Source organism: Pseudomonas sp. WS 5059 (assembly GCF_012985525.1).
Lineage (GTDB): Bacteria > Pseudomonadota > Gammaproteobacteria > Pseudomonadales > Pseudomonadaceae > Aquipseudomonas.
This window is the reverse complement of sequence record NZ_JAAQWO010000003.1, coordinates 581,063-600,928: the sequence shown is the minus strand read 5'-3', so window position 1 is coordinate 600,928 and position 19,866 is coordinate 581,063. Positions and strand designations below refer to the sequence as shown.

Here is a 19,866-nt window from a genome sequence, read left to right as displayed (position 1 = left end):
CGCGGGCAAGCCCGGCTCCTACATAAAGCAGCTCCCACATTTTTGACCGAGTCCACATTGGTTCGGTGTTGGGTCAGAAATCCTTGCACAAGCGCAGGGCGTCGTAGATCGCAGCGTGGGTATTGCGCTGGGCCACACAGTCACCGATGCGGAACAGCAAGTACCCTTCCCCCGGCTCGCTCAGGCACGGTTGCGGCTTGATCGCGAACAGCGCCTCGACGTCCATCTGCCCCTTGTTGCGCGCCCCTTGCTTGAGGGCGTAGTAGATTTCTTCGTCCGGACGCACGCCGTTCTCCACCACCACCTGGTCCACCACCCGTTCTTCCTTGGCGCCGGTGTATTCGTTCTCCAGCACGGCTATCAGCTTGTCGCCCTCGCGGTAGACTTTCTCCAGCATCATGTCGCCGGTCATGATCACTTCCTTGGGATACATGCTGCGGTAGTAGGTCGGGAATGACGTACCGCCGATGGCCACGCCAGGCTTGATGTCGTCGGTGACGATCTCGACCTGGCAGCCCTTGTCGGCCAAAAAGTCGGCCACCGACATACCGGTGAATTCGCAGATGGTGTCGTACACCAGCACGTTCTTGCCCGGCGCCACCTTGCCGTCGAGCACGTCCCAGCTGCTGACCACCAGGCCTTCTGCCGCGCCCCAGTGTTCGTTCTGCTCGATGAACGGATGCCCGCCCACCGCCAGCACCACCACATCGGGGCGCAGGTCGAGAATGGTCGCGGCATCCGCCGCCACGCCCAGGCGCAGGTCGACGTTCAGCCGCGCCAGTTCCAGCTGGAACCAGCGGGTGATACCGGCGATCTGGTCGCGCTGCGGCGCCTTGGACGCCGTGGTGATCTGCCCGCCGATAAAGTCTTTTTTCTCGAACAGAGTCACCTCGTGGCCGCGCTCGGCAGCGACCCGCGCCGCTTCCATCCCGGCCGGGCCGGCACCGACCACCACCACTTTGCGCTTGGGCCCGGTGGATTTTTCGATGATGTGCGGCACGCCCATGTATTCACGGGAGGTTGCCGCGTTCTGGATACACAGCACGTCCAGGCCCTGGTACTGGCGGTCGATGCAATAGTTGGCGCCGACGCACTGCTTGATCTGGTCGATCTGGCCCATCTTGATCTTGGCGATCAGGTGCGGGTCGGCCATGTGCGCGCGGGTCATGCCGACCATGTCCACATAGCCGCCTTCGAGAATGCGCGTGGCCTGGTTCGGGTCCTTGATGTTCTGCGCGTGCAGCACCGGGGACTTGACCACTTCCTTGATCCCGGCCGCCAGGTGCAGGAACGGCTCCGGTGGATAACTCATGTTGGGGATCACGTTGGCCAGGGTGTTGTGGGTGTCGCAACCTGAGCCGACCACGCCGATGAAGTCGAGCATGCCGGTGTCGTCGTAGTACTTGGCGATCTGTTTCATGTCCTCGTGGGACAGGCCGTCCGGGTGGAATTCATCCCCGCACAAACGGATACCCACGCAAAAGTCCGGGCCGACCTCCGCACGCACAGCCTTGAGCACTTCCAGGCCGAAACGCATGCGGTTTTCAAAGCTGCCGCCCCATTCATCGGTGCGTTTGTTGACCCGTGGGCTCCAGAACTGGTCGATCATGTGCTGGTGCACCGCCGACAGTTCCACGCCATCCAGGCCTCCGGCCTTGGCCCGGCCTGCGGCGCTGGCGTAGTTGCCGATCACCCGCCAGATTTCTTCCGGCTCGATGGTCTTGCAGGTCGCACGGTGCACCGGCTCACGCACGCCCGAGGGTGACATCAGGGTCGGCCAGTTGAAGCCGTCCCAACGCGAGCGGCGCCCCATGTGGGTAATCTGGATCATGATCTTGGCGCCATGCTTGTGCATCGCGTCAGCCAGGTTCTGGAAGTGCGGGATGATGCGGTCGGTGGACAGGTTCACCGAACTCCACCACTCCTGCGGGCTGTCGATCGCCACCACCGAGGAGCCGCCACAGATCGCCAGGCCAATGCCGCCCTTGGCTTTCTCTTCGTAATACCTGATGTAGCGCTCGGTGGTCATCCCGCCGTCGGTGGCATACACCTCGGCGTGGGCGGTACTGAGCACGCGGTTACGGATGGTCAGTTTGCCGATCTGGATCGGCGCAAACATTGCTTCGAAAGCCATGGCACGGTCCTCGGCTTACAACGGCTTGACGGTGAACAGACCGTCGTCGTGGCCCTCTTCGGAGCCTCCGTAGACTTGTTCGGCGACGGTGCGGATGTTGCTGCCGCGCGCTTGCAGAATCTGGTCCATGGCACCGGCAAACCAGCCGGTGAACATGTAGTCGACCTTGCGCCCGACCTTGCCGTACACATAGACGAAGGCCGAGTGTTCGAGGGTGACGCTGGCGGTGCCTTTATCGAGGTCGATGTCCTGGATCTTGAACAGGCCCCAGCCGCGCTGCGACAGGCGCTTCATGTAGTGTTCGAACACCGCGACGCCTTCCAGGCCGTGGCATTCTGCTTCTTTTTCACACCAGTGCCAGGCGGACTTGTAGCCGGCCTTGTAGAGGATTTCGGCGTAGGCGTCAGCGCCCAGGACCTCTTCGATACCCATGTGGTTGTTGACGAAGAAATGGCGCGGCACGTACAGCATCGGCAGGGCGTCGGAAGTCCAGACACCGGTTTCGCTGTCGACTTCGATAGGCAATTGCGGGGCGATCTTGGCCATGGAAACTCAACTCCAGAAAATTCGGTTTGGTGCCCGCTGCACGGATGGCAGCGGGAAAGAATGCAGGGCTTATTCGCCCCAGACGTCCTTGAGAACGTTGACCCAGTTCTCGCCCATGATCTTGCGCACCACGCGCTCGCTGTGGCCGCGCTTGAGCAGGGTCTCGGTCAGGTTGGGGAACTCGCCCACGGTGCGGATGCCCAGCGGGTTGATGATCTTGCCGAAGCTGGTCAGACGGCGGGCGTAGCCCTTGTCATGGGTCAGCATTTCGAAGAAATCCTGGCCATGGCCCTGGGTGAAGTCGGTGCCGATGCCGATGGCGTCTTCGCCGACGATGTTCATGGTGTACTCGATGGCTTCGGCGTAGTCGTCGATGGTCGAGTCGATGCCCTTGGCCAGGAACGGCGCAAACATGGTCACGCCGACAAACCCGCCGTGGTCGGCAATGAACTTGAGTTCTGCATCGGACTTGTTGCGCGGATGCTCTTTCAGGCCGGACGGCAGGCAATGGGAGTAGCACACCGGTTTCTTCGATTCGAGGATGACTTCTTCGGATGTCTTGGAGCCGACGTGGGACAGGTCGCACATGATCCCGACACGGTTCATCTCAGCAACGATCTCACGCCCGAAGCCCGACAGGCCGCCGTCACGCTCGTAGCAGCCGGTGCCCACCAGGTTCTGGGTGTTGTAGCACATCTGCACCACACCGACGCCGAGCTGCTTGAAGATCTCGACGTAGCCGAGCTGGTCCTCAAAGGCATGGGCATTCTGGAAGCCGAAGATGATGCCGGTCTTGCCCTGCTCCTTGGCGCGGCGGATGTCGGCGGTGGTCTTCACCGGGATCACCAGGTCGCTGTTCTCGCGGATCAGGGTCTGGCTGGCCACGATGTTATTGATGGTGGCCTGGAAGCCTTCCCACACCGACACCGTGCAGTTGGCGGCGGTCAGGCCACCCTTGCGCATGTCCTCGAACAGGTCGCGGTTCCACTTGGCAATGATCAGCCCGTCGATAACGATGCTGTCGGCGTGCAGTTCGGCTGGGCTCATCAGGCGTCCCCTTATTGGCGATTCATGCGCCGAATCGTCTGCCGGCGCTTTGGGGCCAGCATATGCCCAGGGGCTGACAGAGCCGGGTGCAAAAACGACAGGGGAATTGCCGAAAGCGTCAATCCACGACAAAGGGTGCACGCAGGTGTCTGTCCTGCATCTGTTCTTTGGCCTACGCTTGAGCCAGAATTCGACCCATCCACTGATATGAGAAGGCGCAATGAAACCGATTTTCCTGGCTTTGGCACTCCTCGCCACCGGCGTCCACGCAGCCGAAGACACCGACAGCACCCCGTGTGATGGCATCGAAAACGACAAACAGACCCTGGAATGCGCCTCCTACAACAAAACCACCGCCGAACAGTTGCTCAAGGATAACTACCAGGGCCTGCTGGAACGCATGGGTTCCACCTACGCCAGCAACAAGGCGCAGTTGGCGGACATCACCGCTCGTCTGAAGGATGCCCAGCAGAAGTGGGAAAAACTGCGGGATGCCGACTGCGCGGTGGACACCTTCCCGGCAGTCACCGGCACCAAGGCCTACGCCATTGCGCAAAATGACTGCCTGGCGCGGATGAGTGATGAGCGGTCGGAGTTTTTGGAGTCGATCGGGCAGGAATAAGCGACAATCGCGCCCATCCTTTCCTCTGAACCAAGGCCACCCATGACTCTCTGCGGCATCGAAATCAAAGGCAGCGAAGCCATCATCGCCGTTGCCACCCTGGATCTGGCCCACGTCGCCCTGGCCACCAAGAAAATCGCCCTCGAGGACGATGACGAGGCGGCCAACGTCAAAGCTTTCGCCAGCCAGGTGGCCGCGTTTGTACGCGACAACGCCATCACCCGTATCGCGATCAAGAAACGCAGCAAAAAAGGCGAATTCGCCGGCGGCCCGACCACGTTCAAGATTGAAGGAGTGCTGCAGTTGCTGGACGGCGTTGAAGTGACACTGCTGTCGCCGCAGACCATCAATGCGCAGAACAAGAGGCACGACTTTGCGTTGCCGGCGACGCTGAACAAGTATCAGCATGAGGCGTTTAAAACCGCGTGCTCGGCCTTGGTAAAAAAGTAAGCCCCACCACAAATCCGATGTAGGAGCTGGCTTGCCTGCGATAGCGGTGGGTCAGCAACTTATTCTGCCAACTGATACACCGCTATCGCAGGCAAGCCAGCTCCTACATGGGGTCGGCGTATACGCAATAGACTTACACCACCTCCCGTCGCCGATCCTCCCGCGGGCACTTGGCAAACCGCGCCCGGTAGCTTCGAGTGAAATACGACGGCGACTCGAACCCACAGGCAATGCTTACTTCCAGCACGCTCATGCCGCTCTGGCGCAGTAACTGCCGGGCTTTTTCCAGGCGCAGGCAGAGGTAGAAGTTGCTCGGGGTGTCATTGAGATGCAGGCGGAACAGGCGCTCCAGTTGGCGCCGTGTGACCTTGATCATCTGCGCCAGCGCCAGGGTGCTCAGGGGCGGTTCGGTGTGTTGTTCCATCTCGCCAATCACCTGCACCAGTTTCTGGTTGTTGATGCCGTAGCGCGTGGCGATCTGCATGCGCTGGTGGTCTTTGCGCGGGCGGATGCGGCCCAGCACGAATTGCTCGGAAACCTGGATCGCCAGCTCCGGGCCGTGGGCCTGGCTGATCAGGTCGAGCATCAGGTCGATGGACGCGGTGCCGCCGGCGCAGGTGATACGCCGGCGGTCGATCTCGAACAGTTCCTGGGTCACGGCCAGTGCGGGATAGGATTCCTTGAAGGCATCGATGGCCTCCCAATGCAGGGTCAGGCGGTAGCCGTCGAGCAGGCCGGCCTGGGCCAGGACGAAACTGCCGGTGTCGATAGCGCCGAGGGTCACGCCGTCATGGTCGAGGCGGCGCAGCCAGTGCTCCAGGGCCGGCGTGGCGAATTCCAGGGGCTCGAAGCCGGCGACTACCAACAGAGTCGCACCTTTTTTCAGAGGCTCAAGCCCGGCGTCGGCGTTGACCGACATGCCGTTGCTCGCCAGCACTGCACCACCGTCAGCGCTCAGCACATGCCAGCGATACAGCTCGCCGCGAAAGCGGTTGGCCACGCGCAGCGGTTCGATGGCCGAGATAAAGCCGATGGCCGAGAAACCCGGCATCAGCAGGAAGTAGAAATCCTGGGACATGGTGCGCACTCGTGGGACGGGTAGCGTGGTCACTGTGATACGCCAGTTCCAGCGCCCATTCAAGGGCACAGGTCGCTGCAGTGCAAGAGTGGGTCGCCGCCGTGCGTTTTGCCGCGCCGCAAGCTGGGTAACTTGGCGGCACGGTGCACAAAGACGCCGGAACCCACAATAACGACCTGCCGAGGGATCCATCATGAACCGACTGATCAGCCGCTGCGTGCTCGCACTCAGTGCCGTCTTGAGCACCAGCCTGTGGGCCGCCGATGCCGCTTCCTGTAAGAACGTGCGCATGGGCGTGGTGAACTGGACCGACGTGATCGCCACCAGCGCCATGACCCAGGTGCTGCTCGACGGCCTCGGCTACAGCACCAAGCAAACCAGTGCGTCCCAGCAAATCATCTTCTCCGGCATTCGCGACCAGCGCCTGGACCTGTTCCTCGGCTACTGGAACCCGCTGATGACCCAGACCATCACCCCGTTCGTCGACGCCGGGCAGGTCAAAGTCCTCGAGGCGCCCAGCCTCAAGGACGCCCGCGCGACCCTGGCGGTGCCGACCTATCTGGCAGACAAGGGCCTGAAAACCTTCGCCGACATTGCCAAGTTCCAGAAAGAGTTGGGCGGCAAGATCTACGGCATCGAACCAGGCTCCGGGGCCAACACCCAGATCAAGGCGATGATCGCCAAGAACCAGTTCGGCCTGGGCAAATTCCAGTTGGTGGAGTCCAGCGAGGCCGGCATGCTCGCCGCCGTGGACCGCGCCGTACGCCGCAACGAAGCCGTGGTGTTCTTTGGCTGGGCGCCGCACCCGATGAACGTCAATGTGCAGATGACCTACCTGTCCGGCAGCGAGGACGCCCTGGGGCCCAATGAAGGCATGGCCACGGTCTGGACAGTGACCACCCCGACCTACGCCGAGCAATGCCCGAATGTGCACAAGTTGCTGACCAACCTGACGTTCACCGCCGCCCAAGAGAGCCGGATGATGCAGCCGTTGCTGGAGCACAAAGATGCGTTCGAGTCGGCCCGCCAGTGGCTCAAGGATCACCCCCAGGACCAGCAGCGTTGGCTGGAGGGCGTGACCACGTTCGACGGCAAGCCCGCTGCCGCCCATCTGCAATTGACCAGCAAATAACCTCTCTCGAATCACCGTTTCGCGGCCAACAACGGCCGCGAACGGCACTACCACGCCTGTAAGGAACCTGCCCCATGAACCACGACGTCATCATCACCTGCGCACTCACCGGTGCTGGCGACACGACCGCCAGAAGCCCCCACGTGCCGGTCACCCCCAGGCAAATCGCTGCAGCTGCGGTAGAGGCCGCCAAAGCCGGCGCCACCGTGGTGCATTGCCATGTGCGCGACCCGCACACCGGCAAGTTCAGCCGCGACGTGGCGCTGTACCGCGAGGTGATGGAGCGCATCCGCGAGGCGGATATCGACATCATCGTCAACCTCACCGCCGGCATGGGCGGCGACCTGGAAATCGGCGGTGGCGAGAACCCCATGGCGTTCGGCCCCAATACCGACCTGGTCGGCCCGCTGACCCGCCTGGCCCACGTCGAGGCACTGCTGCCGGAAATCTGCACCCTGGACTGCGGCACCCTGAACTTTGGCGATGGCGACACTATTTATGTGTCCACCCCGGCCCAACTGCGAGCGGGCGCCAAGCGCATCCAGGAACTGGGGGTGAAGGCCGAGCTGGAGATTTTCGATACCGGCCACCTGTGGTTCGCCAAGCAACTGATCAAGGAAGGCCTGCTCGACAACCCATTGTTCCAACTGTGCCTGGGCATCCCCTGGGGTGCGCCGGCCGATACCACCACCATGAAAGCCATGGTCGACAACCTGCCCGCCGCCGCGGTGTGGGCCGGCTTTGGCATCGGGCGCATGCAGATGCCGATGGCGGCGCAGGCGGTGCTGCTGGGCGGCAACGTGCGGGTTGGGTTGGAAGACAACTTGTGGTTGGACAAGGGCGTGCTGGCGACCAATGGGCAACTGGTGGAGCGTGCCGGGGAAATCCTCAGCCGCCTGGGCGCGCGGGTTCTGACCCCGGCTGAAGGCCGAACCAAGATGGGCCTGACCAAACGTAGCTAATCCCCTGCCGCAACCGGCTCAAAAATGTAGGAGCTGGCTTGCCTGCGATAGCGGTGTATCAGTTGATGCATTTGGCACTGACCCACCGCTATCGCAGGCAAGCCAGCTCCCACAATGAACCTCTTTAGCACTGGAAATTACCGAAATGAGCTTTATCACCGAAATCAAAACCTTCGCCGCCCTGGGCAGTGGTGTCATCGGCAGCGGCTGGGTATCCCGCGCCCTCGCCCATGGCCTGGATGTGGTGGCCTGGGACCCGGCGCCCGGCGCCGAAGCGGCCCTGCGCAAGCGTGTCGCCAATGCCTGGGCCGCCCTGGAAAAGCAGGGCCTGGCACCGGGCGCCTCCCAGGACCGCCTGCGGTTTGTCGCGACCATCGAAGAATGCGTGCAAGACGCCGACTTCATCCAGGAAAGCGCCCCCGAACGCCTGGAGCTGAAGCTGGAGCTGCACAGCAAGATCAGCGCGGCAGCCAAGCCCAATGCGTTGATCGGCTCCAGCACTTCGGGGCTTTTGCCCAGCGAGTTTTATGAAAGCGCCACACACCCGCAGCGCTGCGTGGTCGGCCACCCGTTCAACCCGGTGTACCTGCTGCCGCTGGTGGAAGTGGTCGGCGGCAAACACACTGCGCCCGAAGCGATCCAGGCGGCGATAAAAGTCTACGAATCCCTGGGCATGCGCCCGCTGCATGTGCGCAAGGAAGTCCCCGGCTTTATCGCCGACCGCTTGCTTGAGGCGCTGTGGCGCGAGGCGTTGCATCTGGTCAACGACGGTGTAGCGACCACCGGCGAGATCGACGATGCGATCCGCTTTGGCGCCGGTTTGCGCTGGTCGTTCATGGGCACGTTCCTCACCTATACCTTGGCCGGCGGCGATGCCGGGATGCGGCATTTCATGGCGCAATTCGGCCCGGCGTTGCAGCTGCCGTGGACGTACCTGCCGGCACCGGAACTGACGGACAAACTGATTGATGATGTGGTCGATGGCACCCGCGAGCAGCTGGGCAGCCATAGCATTGCGGCGCTGGAGCGCTATCGTGATGATTGCCTGCTGGCGGTGCTGGAGGCGGTGAAGACCACCAAGGCAAAGCACGGCATGAGCTTCGCCGAATAACGGCTGTTTATTTCTGTGGGAGCTGGCTTGCCTGGGATAACGGTGTTGGATTGACCACCACCATCGCAGGCAAGCCAGCTCCCACAGTTGACCGAGTACAGATCTGGAATTGACGACATGCCCGCACTGACGACCTACACCACCCACATCATCCCCGACTGGGTCGATTACAACGGCCACCTGCGGGATGCGTTCTACCTGCTGATCTTCAGCTACGCCACCGATGCGTTGATGGACACCCTGGGCCTGGACAGCGACAACCGCGAAGCCAGCGGCCACTCGTTGTTTACCCTGGAACTGCACCTCAATTACCTGCACGAAGTGAAACTCGGCGCCGAGGTCGAGGTGCATACCCAGTTGATCGCCCATGACAACAAGCGCCTGCATCTGTATCACAGCCTGCACCTGGTGGGCGAAGAGCGGGAGCTGGCGGGCAATGAGCAGATGCTGCTACATGTCGACCTTGCCGGGCCACGCTCGGCACCGTTCAGCGCAGCGGTGGCACAGCGCCTGGCGGCAATCAGCAGCGAGCAGGCAGACCTGCCCCGGCCTGCCCTGCTCGGGCGTGTCATCGGCCTGCCGGTCAAATAAAAAAAGCCCCGATCAAGCCGTGACAGGATCGGGGCAGAGTGCTTTGTGCGAGCGTGCGGGCCGAGGGTGACCAAACCTTCAATCTGCTTGCTTGAGCCTGAGTGTGCCCACAACCACCCTTGGCAACTGGCCCGAAAACGACCTGTTCATAGTCGTTCCAGCCATCGCGCCATTCAGGCCTTGCCGACCCGCTGACGGCCCACCAGAATCGAACCTGATCGAAGTCTCCCCTAACCAGGATGAACATCATGATGCACGCGGATTTGATTGATCAGGATGACCTGCTGAGCCAACTGCGCTCCCTGGGTTTCGAGGTGTCCAGCGGCGCCACTGCCGAGCAGGCCTGTGAATGTGCGGTACGCGGCTTGAGTGAAGCGCGGGCCAAGGCACTCAAGGGCATGGTCGAGCAGATGTACACCGGCAGCGCGACGATTCTGCCGGCGGTGCGCCAGGCGATTGATAAGCAGTTGTTGCCTGCTTTGGTGGCATTCAGGAAGAGTTCCGGGGCCTGATACACCGCTATCGCGGGCAAGCCCGCTCCCACAGGGGAATGCATTCCAAATGTGGGAGCTGGCTTGCCTGCGATGCAGGCGACTCGGTCTACAGCCTTACACTGGCAAACGTCGATTCATTGCGCGCCTGGCTCAACGCCGACATCGGCCCCGCCAACGGTGACAACACCAACGCCTGCGGAATCGGCATCATCGCCACTTGCTGGGTGGTGTTGGAACCGACGCGTTCATCCCGTGGCGGAATGCCGAAATACTCGCGGTAGCACTTGGAGAAGTGTGGCGTGGACACAAACCCGCACACCGAGGCCACTTCGATGATCGACATCGGCGTTTGCTTGAGCAACTGCCGGGCACGGATCAGGCGCAGCTTGAGGTAGTAGCGCGACGGCGAGCAGTGCAGGTATTTCTGGAACAGGCGCTCCAGCTGGCGCCGCGAGACGGCGACGTAGACGGCCAGTTCATCGAGGTCGATCGGCTCCTCCAGGTTGGCTTCCATCAGCGCGACGATTTCCTGCAGCTTCGGCTGGTTGGTGCCGAGCATGTGCTTGAGCGGCACACGCTGGTGATCCTGTTCATTGCGGATACGTTCGTACACAAACATCTCGGAAATCGCCGCCGACAGTTCACGGCCGTGGTCGCGGCTGATCAGGTGCAGCATCATGTCCAGCGGCGCGGTGCCGCCCGAACTGGTGAAGCGATTGCGGTCGAGGGTGAACAGGCGCGTGCTCATCGACACCCGAGGGAAAGCTTCCTGCATCGACGCCAGGCATTCCCAGTGCACGCTGCAATCAAACCCGTCGAGCAAGCCGGCGCAGGCCAGGGCCCAACTGCCGGTGCACACCGCGCCGAGGCGGCGGGACTGGCGCGCCTGGCTTTGCAGCCACGACACATGTTCGCGGGTCACGGTGCGCTGGATACCCACGCCGCCGCAGACAATCACGGTGTCCAGGGCCGGGGCTTTGTGCATGGAGCAATCGGGGGTGATTTGCAGGCCATCGCTGGCCCATACCTGGTTGCCGTCGACGCTCAAGGTGGTCCAGCGATACAGCTCGCGACCGGACAATTGGTTGGCCATGCGCAGTGGCTCCACTGCGGACGCCAGGGAAATCAGCGTGAAATTGTCCAGCAGCAAAAAGCCGATGGATTGAGGCGCACGGTTCTGGGGTTGAGCCCCGGAGTTGAACGACGTCATCGCGGTATCTCCTCACACAAAGCAGGTGATGGCCTCAGGCGAGGCTCTTGTTATTGCACTCTTCGTCCGTCAGGAGAGAGGCTTTGAATTGATAGAGCAAATGCCATGCCTAAAGTTGAATAGGTATTCAATAACTCCTGAAAACGACCTATTGAGGTGTCTATATAAGCCCGCGCCCGGCGTGAGGATATGAGTCGGAAAAAGCCTACGCTTACGGTCTGTGAGCAGATCGGTAGCACTTGTGGGAAGGCGCTTTCAGGGCGTAGGAAAAGTGTGTCACCACACGCACAGGTGACGGGTGGTCGGGAGGGAAATCGTTTGGGGCTACTTATCTGTTTGCGACGCGCTAAAAGGTGGCGTGTTGGGGGTGAAGTGTTCACTTTATGAGCAGTGGGGTTTGACACTGCGTCATCGCGGGCAAGCCTCAATGCCAGTCAGTTAAGCGCAGATCCCCTGTGGGAGCGGGCTTGCCAGCGATAGCGGTAGTGAATCCAACACCGCTATCGCTGGCAAGCCAGCTCCTACATTTGATCTTCACTGCTTTGAGCATTGGGTTCGCTTAACACTCGACAGCACTCACCGCCAACCCACCCCGCGAGGTCTCCTTGTACTTGTCATGCATATCCGCCCCGGTATCGCGCATGGTGCGGATCACCCGGTCCAGGGAGATAAAGTGCTGGCCGTCGCCACGCAATGCCATCTGCGCGGCATTGATTGCCTTGACCGCTGCAATCGCATTGCGCTCGATGCACGGCACTTGCACCAGGCCGCCCACCGGGTCGCAGGTCAGGCCGAGGTTGTGCTCCAGGCCGATTTCGGCGGCGTTGCACACCTGCTCCGGCGAGGCGCCGAGAATCTCGGCCAGCCCCGCCGCCGCCATGGCGCAGGCCGAGCCGACTTCGCCCTGGCAACCGACTTCGGCGCCAGAGATCGACGCATTCTTCTTGCACAGAATGCCGATGGCCGCCGCACCGAGAAAGTAGTCCACCACATTGGCCTCGGTGACTTCCTCGCTGAACTTCATAAAGTAGTGCAGCACCGCCGGAATGATCCCCGCCGCCCCGTTGGTCGGGGCCGTGACCATGCGCCCACCGGCAGCGTTTTCTTCGTTGACGGCCAGGGCGAACAGGTTGACCCACTCCATGGCGCTCAAGGTCGAGCCGATCACATTCGGCTTGCCCAGCTCCTGCAGGCTGCGGTGCAACTTGGCGGCGCGGCGGCGCACATTCAAGCCGCCGGGCAGGATGCCTTCGTGCTTGAGGCCCTGCTCGACGCAGTCCTGCATGGCACGCCAGAGTTTCATCAGGCCGCTGCGGATTTCTTCCTCGGAACGCCAGACCTTTTCATTGGCCAGCATCAGTTCGGCGACGCGCAGGTTGTGGGTCTTGCACAACTGCAACAACTCCACCGCGCTGGAGAAATCATAGGGCAGTTCGGTGCGGTCCATATCTGCCACGCCGCTGCGCGCCTGGGCTTCATCCACCACAAAGCCGCCGCCCACCGAATAGTAGGTATCGCGATGCAACTCGGTCTGGGCGCCGTAGACCACCAGGGTCATGGCGTTGGGATGGAATGGCAGGTTTTCGTCGATCAGGCGCATGTCCCGCGACCACACAAACGGCACCGGGAAGCGGTTGTCCAACAGCAACGTCTGCGTCTCACGCAGGGCCTCGATACGCAGGCCGATCTGCGATGGATCAATCGCGTCTGGCCACTCGCCCATCAGCCCCATGATCACCGCGTTGTCGCTGCCGTGGCCGATGCCGGTGGCCGATAACGAGCCATACAGCTGCACTTCGACACGCCGCACCTGATCCACAAGCGCACGTTCCCGCAAGCCCTGGACGAATAACGCCGCGGCGCGCATGGGGCCGACGGTGTGGGAACTGGACGGCCCAATGCCGATCTTGAACAGGTCGAAAACGCTGATAGCCATTGCGCGAAACTCCTCGATAGCACAGGCCAGGCGCAATAACGCCTGGTGGCGGAGCTGCTACGCTCAAGTCGCCCAGATGGCGGCATCATCAAGCTTTCACTGCGCCGTCCGGCGTCTCACACCGACATACCCATGCTCACCAGCGTCTTCCCCGTGCAATGGGACGTAATCGCCGTTTTTTGCGGCGCAGATCGAGAAAAAGTGCAGTTTTGCCTATGGAAAAATCTGTAAGCGACGTCACCGACACTGGATACGACCATCCCTGTACTGGATACGACCCACCCTGTAGGCGTCAGATTTTCACTGGTACATGATCAGTCTCGACTCGTTTGCAAGGCACCGAGGCTGCACATCGCTCGCACGCCCCAACTGCAACACTTATAAGCGCGGTCAAGCACCGCCGGAAAAACACCAGGAGTCCAAACCCATGAAAGGTTCCCCCCCGTTGTTGTTGGCCGCCATGCTGAGTCTTCCCCTTGCGGCCCTCGCTGCTGATCCTGAGCAGTGCAGCACCGTCAACTTCTCCGATGTCGGCTGGACCGATATCACCGTCACCACCGCCACCACCAGCGAAGTCCTCAAGGGCCTGGGCTACAAGCCCCGCACCACGATGATTTCCGTACCCGTGACCTACAAGTCCCTGGCCGACGGCAAGAACATGGATATCTTCCTCGGCAACTGGATGCCGACCATGGAAAACGACATCAAGCAGTACCGTGATGCCGGCACCGTGGAAACCGTGCGCGCCAACCTGGAAAACGCCAAATACACCCTGGCCGTGCCACAAGCGCTGTACGACAAGGGCCTGAAGGACTTCGCCGACATCGTCAAATTCAAGGACGAACTGGGCGGCAAGATCTACGGTATCGAGCCGGGCAACGACGGCAACCGTACGATCCAGAGCGTGATCGACAAGAATCAGTTCGGCTTGAAGGACGCAGGCTTCAAGGTGGTGGAGTCCAGCGAAGCGGGGATGCTCTCGCAAGTGGACCGTGCCACCAAGCGCGGCCAGGCCATTGTGTTCCTCGCCTGGGAACCGCACCCGATGAACACCCGCTTCAAACTCAAGTACCTGACTGGAGGTGACGATTCATTCGGCCCCAACTACGGCCAGGCCACCATCTACACCAACACCCGCAAGGGCTACGTGCAGGAGTGCAGCAACGTTGGCCAACTGCTGAAAAACCTGTCGTTCACCCTGGACATGGAAAGCACCCTGATGGGCAACGTCCTCGACGACAAGATGAAACCCGACGTAGCCGCCAAGGCCTGGCTGAAGAAGAACCCGCAAGTACTCGACACCTGGCTCGCCGGGGTCACCACCCTTGATGGCAAACCAGGACTTGCCGCCGTGAAAGCCTACCTCGACAAGTAACCGCTGACCCTGGGCCGGCGTGCCGGCCCGGGATGTTTTCCCTCTTCGCATGTGGACATTCACTACCATGCTGACTGAACAGAAAATCCCACTAGGCCAGTACATCGCTGCCTTCGTCGAATGGTTGACGCAGAACGGCGCCGATTATTTCGACGCGATCGCATCGACACTGGAAACGATGATCCACGGCGTGACGTTTGCGCTGACCTGGTTCAATCCGCTGGCATTGATCGGTCTGATTGCGCTGCTTGCTCACTACATTCAACGTAAGTGGGGCCTGACCGTATTTGTCATCGCCTCCTTCCTGCTGATCCTCAACCTGGGGTACTGGCAGGAAACCATGGAGACCCTGGCGCAGGTGCTGTTCGCCACCCTGGTCTGCGTGGTGATCGGCGTGCCGCTGGGCATTGTTGCCGCGCACAAGCCGATGTTCTACACGATGATGCGGCCGGTGCTCGATTTGATGCAGACCGTGCCAACCTTCGTCTACCTCATCCCGACCCTGACCCTCTTCGGGCTGGGCGTGGTGCCTGGCCTGATCTCCACGGTGGTGTTCGCGATTGCCGCGCCGATCCGCCTGACCTACCTGGGCATCCGCGATGTGCCGCAAGAGTTGATGGACGCCGGCAAGGCCTTTGGCTGCTCGCGCCGCCAGTTGCTCTCGCGCATCGAACTGCCCCACGCCATGCCGAGCATTGCTGCCGGCATTACCCAATGCATCATGCTGTCGTTGTCGATGGTGGTGATCGCGGCCCTGGTGGGCGCCGACGGCCTCGGCAAACCCGTGGTCAACGCGCTGAACACCGCCGACATTGCCCTGGGCTTTGAAGCCGGCCTGGCGATTGTGCTGCTGGCCATCATGCTCGACCGCATCTGCAAACAACCCGACGCCAAAGTAGGGGGTGATGCATGAGCATTATCCGATTCGACAATGTCGACGTGATCTTCTCCAAAGACCCACGCGAAGCCCTCAAGCTGCTGGACGAGGGGATGCACCGCAACGAAATCCTGAAAAAGACCGGGCAGATCGTCGGCGTGGAAAAGGCCAGCCTGGATATCGAGAAAGGCGAGATCTGCGTGTTGATGGGCCTGTCCGGCTCCGGCAAATCCAGCCTGTTGCGCTGTATCAACGGCCTTAACACCGTGAGCCGTGGCCAGTTGTTTGTCGAGCATGAAGGGCGCCAGATCGACATCGCCTCATGCACCCCGGCAGAGCTGAAAATGATGCGCACCAAGCGCATCGCCATGGTGTTCCAGAAGTTCGCCCTGATGCCCTGGCTCACGGTGCGCGAAAACATCAGCTTTGGCCTGGAGATGCAGGGCCGCCCCGAGAAAGAGCGGCGCAAGCTGGTGGACGAAAAACTTGAGCTGGTGGGCCTGACCCAATGGCGCAACAAGAAGCCCGACGAACTCTCGGGCGGCATGCAACAGCGCGTCGGCCTGGCTCGCGCCCTGGCGATGGACGCCGATATCCTGCTGATGGACGAACCCTTCTCGGCCCTCGACCCCCTGATCCGCCAAGGCCTGCAGGATGAGTTGCTGGAGCTGCAACGCAAGCTGAGCAAGACCATCGTGTTCGTCAGCCACGACCTGGATGAGGCGCTCAAGCTCGGTAGCCGGATCGCGATCATGAAAGACGGCAAGATCATCCAGTACAGCGTGCCGGAAGAGATTGTGCTGAACCCGGCGGATGACTATGTGCGCACCTTCGTCGCCCATACCAACCCGCTGAACGTGTTGTGCGGCCGCAGCCTGATGCGCACCCTGGACAACTGCAAGCGGGTCAACGGCTCGGTGTGCCTGGACCCAGGCGGCGATTCGTGGCTGGACCTGGCCGAAGGCAACACCATCCAGGGCGCGCGGCAAAATGGCGTGGCAATGAACCTGCAGAACTGGGCGCCAGGGCAAGCCGTGGAAGGCCTGGGGCGGTTGCCGACCTTGGTGGATTCGAATATCGGCATGCGCGATGCGTTGCAGATTCGCTACCAGACCGGCAACAAGCTGGTGCTGCACGACAACAACAAGGTGGTAGGGATTCTGGGGGATAGCGAGCTGTACCACGCCCTGCTGGGCAAGAACCTGGGCTAAAGACCCAACTGAAGGAACTGGGTCATTGTAGGAGCTGGCTTGCCAGCGATAGCGGTAGTGAATCCAACACCGCTATCGCTGGCAAGCCAGCTCCTACATTTGAGCGCATTGCCAAGTTTGAACAGGCGGTGTCAGTGACGACACCGCCGGCTTTTTTCAGCTATAGACACGGCCAAGGAGCTGCCGATGGCTTTCAAACTGATCGAGCACATCCCGGGTGATCTGCTCCTGGGTGAAGCCCATCAGGTCGTATTCCTGGCCGCCGTTGTGCAGGTAGACCTCGGCGCGGTAGTAGCGCGCACGCTCCTCGTCCGCCTCGATCGACTCACTGGGCGCCGCCAGGTAGCCGTCCAGGCTCACCTCGTAGACAAACGGGTTGCCTTCCATCTCGATCCGCACGCCAATGCAGCGCTTGGACTTACCCAGCAGCGTCTGCACATCCAGCCCTTGGGCGCGCAATGCCACGGCCGCTTCTTCCAGCGCCGGGGTGACTTTCTTGTCCATAAAGCGTTGCACCACCGCCTGGCTCGGTTGCAGGTCCTGGGCGGTGAGGCGCTCGCTGAAACCGCGACGGCCGCGTTCGGCCAATTGCGCCTGCTCCTGTTCGATGGCCACATCCTGGCGCATGGCCTTGTGCAAACCGAACATAAAGAAGATCAGCACCACCGAGAACGGCAGGCCCGCCAGTACCACCATGGTCTGCATGGCTTCAAAGTTGCCGGCAAACAGCAAGCCGATGGTCACCAGGGTGATCACCGCCGACCAGAAGATCCGCAGCCAGTGCGGCGCATCCTCATCCACATTGCCGCCCTTGCACGACAGGTTGGCCATCATCACCGCGCCAGAATCCGCCGGCGTCAGGAACAGCACAAAACCGACAAAGATCGACACGCCGATCACCACTTTCGACGCCGGGTAGTATTCCAGCAACTGGTAGATCGCCATGGATGGCTGCTCCAGCGCGGTCTTGCCCAGCTCCACCGCACCGTGGTTGAGCACCAGGTCCAACGCCGAGTTGCCGAAGATCGACAGCCACGCCAGGGTAAAGCCCAGCGGGATCAGCAATACGCCAGCCACCAGTTCACGCACGGTACGGCCACGGGAAATACGCGCGATGAACATGCCTACGAACGGTGCCCAGGAAATCCACCAGGCCCAGTAGAACAGGGTCCACAGGCCCATCCAGCGCTCGGACTTCTCGCCATCGCCTTCGTACACGTAGAGGTCGAAGGTTTTGAGCACCAGGCCGTTCATGTAGTCGCCCAGGTTCTGCACAAAGCCGTTGAGCAGGTGCAGGGTCGGGCCAAACAGCAGCACGAAAATCAGCAGGCCGCTGAACAGCACGATGTTCAGGTTGGACAGGCGGCGAATGCCATTTTCCACGCCCGACACGGCGGCGATGGTCGCCACGGTGCTCATCACGATGATCACGATCAGCAGGTTGGTGTTGCTGTGCTCCATGCCGAACAGGTTTTCCAGCCCGGACGACACTTGCATCGAACCAATCCCCAGGTTCGTCACCAGGCCCAGCAGGGTCACGAACATGCCGAAGCCATCCACCGCATGACCGGCCGCACCCTTGACCCAGCGCTCGCCCATCAACGGGTACAGCGCCGAACGCAGGGCCAGCGGCTGGTTATGGCGGTAAGCAAAGTACGCCACGGCCAGGCCGACCAGCGCATAGATCGCCCAGCCATGCAGGCCCCAGTGCAGGAAGGTCAGCTGCAACGCCTGGCGCGCGGCCATATGGGTGGCGGCGGCGCCTTCGGGCGGGTTGAAGTAGTGGTCCAACGGCTCGGACGCGCCGAAGTACAGCAACGAGATGCCGATGCCCGAGGAGAACAACATGCCGGCCCAGGCGCCGTAGCTGAAGTCCGGGGTATCGGCCTTGCTGCCCAGCTTCAATTTGCCGTAGGACGAAAACGCCAGGCCCACCACAAATACCAGGTAGGCGGCGATAACCACCATGTAGTACCAGCCAAAGCTCTTCGAGAGCCAGGTCTGGGCGACTCCCAGCATTCTGCCGGCCTCTTGCGGGGCGATGATCAGAACGGCGGTCAACAACAGGATCAGCGCGGTGGAGGTGTAGAACACCCAACCGTTGACCCGCACCTTTTCCGGTGGGGTCTTTATAAGAGAGGCAGAACTCATGGCACAGAGGCTCCGGGCAGTGCGAGAGAGGACACAAGGCAGCGCGTGACCCGCGCCATCGATTTTTCGGCAGTCGACGGACGGGTGTTATAAAGACATCCCGAAAATCCCCGAACCCCAGCGACCCAGGGTCATGGGCGGTTTCAAGGGTTTTTACGGATGTCAGATGTGCCTGCCGACATGTAGGAAATACCTGTAGGCAGCGACCATTTGTCGCAGATCTTATTCTTTGTTGATTGAACGTTCAATCAAAACAAAATAGACTGGCCTTCAAGCCGACGAACGTTTACGCCCGTCGGCAGGCCTAAGGAGAGGTGCTACATGCCCAAGGTCGGTATGCAACCCATACGCCGCCAGCAGTTGATCGAAGCCACATTGACGGCCATCGATCAGGTTGGGATGGGAGATGCCAGCATTGCGCTGATCGCCCGTCTGGCCGGCGTCTCGAACGGCATCATCAGTCACTACTTTCAGGACAAGAATGGCCTGATCGCCGCAACCATGCGGTACCTGATGAATGTGCTGATCGAGAACGTCCACGAACGCCGGCAGGCATTGAAGGAAGACAGCCCCCGGGCGCACCTTCAAGTGATTATTGGCGGCAACTTCGACGCCAGCCAGGTCAACGGCCCGGCAATGAAAACCTGGCTGGCCTTCTGGGCCACCAGCATGCACCACCCGTCTTTGCACAGGTTGCAGCGGATCAACGATCACCGCCTGTATTCCAACCTGTGCTGCCAGTTCCGCCGTGTGCTGCCGCTGGAAGATGCACGCAGCGCAGCCCGAGGCCTGGCGGCCCTGATCGACGGCTTGTGGTTGCGCGGCGCCCTGTCGGGAGACGCTTTCGACACGGAGCAGGCGCAACGGATCGCTTACGAATACATGGATTTCCAATTGGCCAAGCAGGTGAGTTAGAGCCCACATAAACGCTCAACCCCT

At 61.3% G+C, this 19,866-nt stretch carries 18 protein-coding genes; 11 read left to right on the top strand and 7 right to left on the bottom strand.

The window, feature by feature from the left end; translation table 11 throughout:
• Positions 1 to 73: 73 nt before the first annotated feature.
• The 3 genes from dgcA to HBO12_RS11690 form a co-directional block, all read right to left on the bottom strand.
• Positions 74 to 2,134, bottom strand: a complete 2,061-nt coding sequence (gene dgcA, locus HBO12_RS11700; protein WP_170042189.1) for a dimethylglycine demethylation protein DgcA — start codon at positions 2,132 to 2,134, stop codon at positions 74 to 76.
• A gap of 15 nt (positions 2,135 to 2,149) precedes the next feature.
• Complete coding sequence (locus HBO12_RS11695; protein ID WP_169953691.1) at positions 2,150 to 2,680, bottom strand: DUF5943 domain-containing protein; 531 nt, start codon at positions 2,678 to 2,680, stop codon at positions 2,150 to 2,152.
• A gap of 69 nt (positions 2,681 to 2,749) precedes the next feature.
• Positions 2,750 to 3,727 carry a dipeptidase gene (locus HBO12_RS11690; RefSeq protein WP_169953689.1) on the bottom strand — a complete coding sequence of 326 codons (978 nt, stop codon included), beginning with the start codon at positions 3,725 to 3,727 and terminating at the stop codon, positions 2,750 to 2,752.
• A gap of 220 nt (positions 3,728 to 3,947) precedes the next feature.
• Between HBO12_RS11690 and HBO12_RS11685 the strand changes: the two genes are divergently transcribed.
• Together HBO12_RS11685 and HBO12_RS11680 are read left to right on the top strand one after the other, a co-directional pair.
• The gene (locus HBO12_RS11685) at positions 3,948 to 4,349 is read left to right on the top strand and encodes a lysozyme inhibitor LprI family protein (RefSeq protein WP_169953687.1); all 402 of its coding nucleotides are present in this window, start codon (positions 3,948 to 3,950) and stop codon (positions 4,347 to 4,349) included.
• 42 nt (positions 4,350 to 4,391) lie between these two features.
• Complete coding sequence (locus tag HBO12_RS11680) at positions 4,392 to 4,799, top strand: DUF3010 family protein (protein WP_170042188.1); 408 nt, start codon at positions 4,392 to 4,394, stop codon at positions 4,797 to 4,799.
• Between the two features lie 133 nt (positions 4,800 to 4,932).
• On the opposite strand, the gene HBO12_RS11675 is transcribed toward HBO12_RS11680, so the two are convergent.
• Positions 4,933 to 5,877 carry a GlxA family transcriptional regulator gene (locus HBO12_RS11675; RefSeq protein WP_170042187.1) on the bottom strand — a complete coding sequence of 315 codons (945 nt, stop codon included), beginning with the start codon at positions 5,875 to 5,877 and terminating at the stop codon, positions 4,933 to 4,935.
• 193 nt (positions 5,878 to 6,070) lie between these two features.
• Here HBO12_RS11675 and HBO12_RS11670 point away from each other — a divergent pair, with 193 nt between their 5' ends.
• The 5 genes from HBO12_RS11670 (at position 6,071) to HBO12_RS11650 (ending at position 10,185) form a co-directional block, all read left to right on the top strand.
• Positions 6,071 to 7,009, top strand: a complete 939-nt coding sequence (locus tag HBO12_RS11670) for a choline ABC transporter substrate-binding protein (RefSeq protein WP_169953681.1) — start codon at positions 6,071 to 6,073, stop codon at positions 7,007 to 7,009.
• Positions 7,010 to 7,083: 74 nt separating this feature from the next.
• On the top strand, positions 7,084 to 7,971 hold the full coding sequence (gene cdhC, locus HBO12_RS11665; RefSeq protein ID WP_170042186.1) for a 3-dehydrocarnitine:acetyl-CoA trimethylamine transferase CdhC: 888 nt from the start codon (positions 7,084 to 7,086) through the stop codon (positions 7,969 to 7,971).
• Between the two features lie 145 nt (positions 7,972 to 8,116).
• The gene (locus HBO12_RS11660; RefSeq protein ID WP_170042185.1) at positions 8,117 to 9,082 is read left to right on the top strand and encodes an L-carnitine dehydrogenase; all 966 of its coding nucleotides are present in this window, start codon (positions 8,117 to 8,119) and stop codon (positions 9,080 to 9,082) included.
• A 117-nt stretch (positions 9,083 to 9,199) separates the two neighbouring features.
• Entirely contained in the window at positions 9,200 to 9,673 is a 474-nt protein-coding gene (locus HBO12_RS11655) for a thioesterase family protein (protein WP_170042184.1), read from the top strand.
• A gap of 248 nt (positions 9,674 to 9,921) precedes the next feature.
• A complete protein-coding gene (locus HBO12_RS11650) occupies positions 9,922 to 10,185 on the top strand; it encodes a hypothetical protein (protein ID WP_170042183.1) in 264 nt (87 codons plus the stop codon).
• A gap of 88 nt (positions 10,186 to 10,273) precedes the next feature.
• Here HBO12_RS11650 and gbdR read toward each other — a convergent pair whose 3' ends face one another.
• Together gbdR and HBO12_RS11640 are read right to left on the bottom strand one after the other, a co-directional pair.
• The gene (gene gbdR, locus HBO12_RS11645) at positions 10,274 to 11,377 is read right to left on the bottom strand and encodes a choline metabolism transcriptional regulator GbdR (RefSeq protein WP_029300670.1); all 1,104 of its coding nucleotides are present in this window, start codon (positions 11,375 to 11,377) and stop codon (positions 10,274 to 10,276) included.
• 559 nt (positions 11,378 to 11,936) lie between these two features.
• Complete coding sequence (locus HBO12_RS11640) at positions 11,937 to 13,313, bottom strand: L-serine ammonia-lyase (protein WP_170042182.1); 1,377 nt, start codon at positions 13,311 to 13,313, stop codon at positions 11,937 to 11,939.
• A 427-nt stretch (positions 13,314 to 13,740) separates the two neighbouring features.
• Between HBO12_RS11640 and HBO12_RS11635 the strand changes: the two genes are divergently transcribed.
• The 3 genes from HBO12_RS11635 to choV all read left to right on the top strand — a co-directional run bounded on the left by HBO12_RS11635 (position 13,741) and on the right by choV (position 16,776).
• On the top strand, positions 13,741 to 14,688 hold the full coding sequence (locus HBO12_RS11635) for a choline ABC transporter substrate-binding protein (RefSeq protein ID WP_169953669.1): 948 nt from the start codon (positions 13,741 to 13,743) through the stop codon (positions 14,686 to 14,688).
• A gap of 67 nt (positions 14,689 to 14,755) precedes the next feature.
• Positions 14,756 to 15,601, top strand: coding sequence for a choline ABC transporter permease subunit (gene choW, locus HBO12_RS11630; protein WP_032858679.1), 846 nt, complete (start codon positions 14,756 to 14,758; stop codon positions 15,599 to 15,601).
• The gene (gene choV / locus HBO12_RS11625) at positions 15,598 to 16,776 is read left to right on the top strand and encodes a choline ABC transporter ATP-binding protein (RefSeq protein ID WP_029300678.1); all 1,179 of its coding nucleotides are present in this window, start codon (positions 15,598 to 15,600) and stop codon (positions 16,774 to 16,776) included. The genes choW and choV overlap by 4 nt, the downstream gene beginning before the upstream one ends.
• Positions 16,777 to 16,932: 156 nt before the next feature.
• On the opposite strand, the gene HBO12_RS11620 is transcribed toward choV, so the two are convergent.
• Positions 16,933 to 18,870, bottom strand: a complete 1,938-nt coding sequence (locus HBO12_RS11620; protein WP_346266490.1) for a BCCT family transporter — start codon at positions 18,868 to 18,870, stop codon at positions 16,933 to 16,935.
• A gap of 378 nt (positions 18,871 to 19,248) precedes the next feature.
• Here HBO12_RS11620 and betI point away from each other — a divergent pair, with 378 nt between their 5' ends.
• Complete coding sequence (gene betI, locus HBO12_RS11615; protein WP_032858683.1) at positions 19,249 to 19,842, top strand: transcriptional regulator BetI; 594 nt, start codon at positions 19,249 to 19,251, stop codon at positions 19,840 to 19,842.
• Positions 19,843 to 19,866: the final 24 nt, after the last annotated feature.

Bases quoted from the DNA above. Each gene is read 5' to 3' on its own strand.
- choV (WP_029300678.1), top strand. From the start codon at position 15,598: ATGAGCATTATCCGATTCGACAATGTCGACGTGATCTTCTCCAAAGAC.
- betI (WP_032858683.1), top strand. From the start codon at position 19,249: ATGCCCAAGGTCGGTATGCAACCCATACGCCGCCAGCAGTTGATCGAA.
- HBO12_RS11670 (WP_169953681.1), top strand. From the start codon at position 6,071: ATGAACCGACTGATCAGCCGCTGCGTGCTCGCACTCAGTGCCGTCTTG.
- HBO12_RS11680 (WP_170042188.1), top strand. From the start codon at position 4,392: ATGACTCTCTGCGGCATCGAAATCAAAGGCAGCGAAGCCATCATCGCC.
- HBO12_RS11660 (WP_170042185.1), top strand. From the start codon at position 8,117: ATGAGCTTTATCACCGAAATCAAAACCTTCGCCGCCCTGGGCAGTGGT.
- choW (WP_032858679.1), top strand. From the start codon at position 14,756: ATGCTGACTGAACAGAAAATCCCACTAGGCCAGTACATCGCTGCCTTC.
- HBO12_RS11650 (WP_170042183.1), top strand. From the start codon at position 9,922: ATGATGCACGCGGATTTGATTGATCAGGATGACCTGCTGAGCCAACTG.
- HBO12_RS11635 (WP_169953669.1), top strand. From the start codon at position 13,741: ATGAAAGGTTCCCCCCCGTTGTTGTTGGCCGCCATGCTGAGTCTTCCC.
- gbdR (WP_029300670.1), bottom strand. From the start codon at position 11,377: ATGACGTCGTTCAACTCCGGGGCTCAACCCCAGAACCGTGCGCCTCAA.
- HBO12_RS11695 (WP_169953691.1), bottom strand. From the start codon at position 2,680: ATGGCCAAGATCGCCCCGCAATTGCCTATCGAAGTCGACAGCGAAACC.
- HBO12_RS11675 (WP_170042187.1), bottom strand. From the start codon at position 5,877: ATGTCCCAGGATTTCTACTTCCTGCTGATGCCGGGTTTCTCGGCCATC.
- HBO12_RS11690 (WP_169953689.1), bottom strand. From the start codon at position 3,727: ATGAGCCCAGCCGAACTGCACGCCGACAGCATCGTTATCGACGGGCTG.
- HBO12_RS11640 (WP_170042182.1), bottom strand. From the start codon at position 13,313: ATGGCTATCAGCGTTTTCGACCTGTTCAAGATCGGCATTGGGCCGTCC.
- HBO12_RS11655 (WP_170042184.1), top strand. From the start codon at position 9,200: ATGCCCGCACTGACGACCTACACCACCCACATCATCCCCGACTGGGTC.
- dgcA (WP_170042189.1), bottom strand. From the start codon at position 2,134: ATGGCTTTCGAAGCAATGTTTGCGCCGATCCAGATCGGCAAACTGACC.
- cdhC (WP_170042186.1), top strand. From the start codon at position 7,084: ATGAACCACGACGTCATCATCACCTGCGCACTCACCGGTGCTGGCGAC.
- HBO12_RS11685 (WP_169953687.1), top strand. From the start codon at position 3,948: ATGAAACCGATTTTCCTGGCTTTGGCACTCCTCGCCACCGGCGTCCAC.